At 55.9% G+C, this 1128-nt stretch carries 1 protein-coding gene; it reads left to right on the top strand.

The features are described from left to right. The first annotated feature begins 148 nt into the window (after positions 1–148). Positions 149–640 (top strand): hypothetical protein, encoded by a 492-nt coding sequence (locus tag ACFPN1_RS16260; RefSeq protein ID WP_386756271.1) that lies wholly within the window; start codon positions 149–151, stop codon positions 638–640. Positions 641–1128: the final 488 nt, after the last annotated feature.

Below are 1128 nucleotides of genomic sequence, written 5' to 3'. Positions count from 1 at the left end.
ATTCTCGGGCACCGATTGTCCTGAGCTAAGATCTCTTCAGCAGCCAAGTTCTCCGGTTCTCCTGGCTGCATAACAATTCATTCAAGCCGAAGCCGCTTCGCGGCTCGGCTTAATTCAGGCGTTAGGCCGCACAACGATGATTCGCGCAATGCTCAACTTTCTTTACGGCTCGACCCCGGCGACATTCGAGAGTAGATACAGTCTTGGCGAGTCCGTCGAAAGGCTCCGTAGCGCCACAACCAGTTGGTCACCCACAAACCAAATTGGCGTCGGAAAGGTGAGCGAGAGTAAGGTTGTGCTCCAACGGTCAATTCCATTTGTACGCAATTCGTTCAAGCCGTTCTTTGTTGGTAACTTTGAGAGGAGCGGACATGGCGTCGTACTTGTCGGCCGCTTTACCATGCATTGGGTTGTAAAGACTTTCCTGACCTTCTGGTTCGGCTTTTGCCTTCTCTGGACCGTTCTTGCCACCGCTGCGGTCGCATCTTCCCAAGACACGCTATGGTGGTTCCCGTTTGCCGGCATTGGCATGCTGGCCGCTGGAGCCGCCATAGTCCAGCTGGGCAAGTACTTCGCTCGTAATGATATTGCTTGGCTTTCTAAAGTCATTGAGGCCGCACTGTCTCGCGGTGCGGCCTAACAATTCATTCAAGCCGAAGCCGCTTCGCGGCTCGGCTTAATTCAGGCGTTAGGCCGCAGCAAGTCAAAAGCGTTAGGAGTGGTTTCCGGCGAGTCCCGGCATGGCTGGCTACGCTCATTGATTCCTTCGGCCGCATTCTCGCGGCGCGCCCGGGCAACCCTGGGGTGCGCCCGTAGCTCCAACACACCGGAGTCTGTCGGTTCCATCCTGTGATTCTCGGGATGCGCTCGCAGTTCCGCTAAGCGCGCCCCAGCCGTCCTGGCTTCGGCCCAAGAGCAGCATTGCCGGGCACTCACTTTCCTCGCTAGAGTGCGGCCTAACAATTCATTCAAGCCGAAAACCAATCGCTACGCGATTGTTTTCGGCTTAATTCAGGCGTTAGGCTGCTTGTGATGAATCTCTTTCAACCACCTCAATCAGCTACCCCGAGCTCAGAACGGCGCTGGGCGCATGTGGTCGTCGCTTTCCTGTCAGCACTCTTCATTCCA

This window comes from Lysobacter yangpyeongensis, assembly GCF_042655745.1.
Classification (GTDB): domain Bacteria; phylum Pseudomonadota; class Gammaproteobacteria; order Xanthomonadales; family Xanthomonadaceae; genus Agrilutibacter; species Agrilutibacter yangpyeongensis.
Note: the sequence above shows the minus strand (reverse complement) of the source record. Positions and strands in the feature narration are given on the sequence as shown.

Coding starts and splice junctions, on each gene's coding strand:
- ACFPN1_RS16260 (WP_386756271.1), top strand. CDS start 149: ATGCTCAACTTTCTTTACGGCTCGACCCCGGCGACATTCGAGAGTAGA.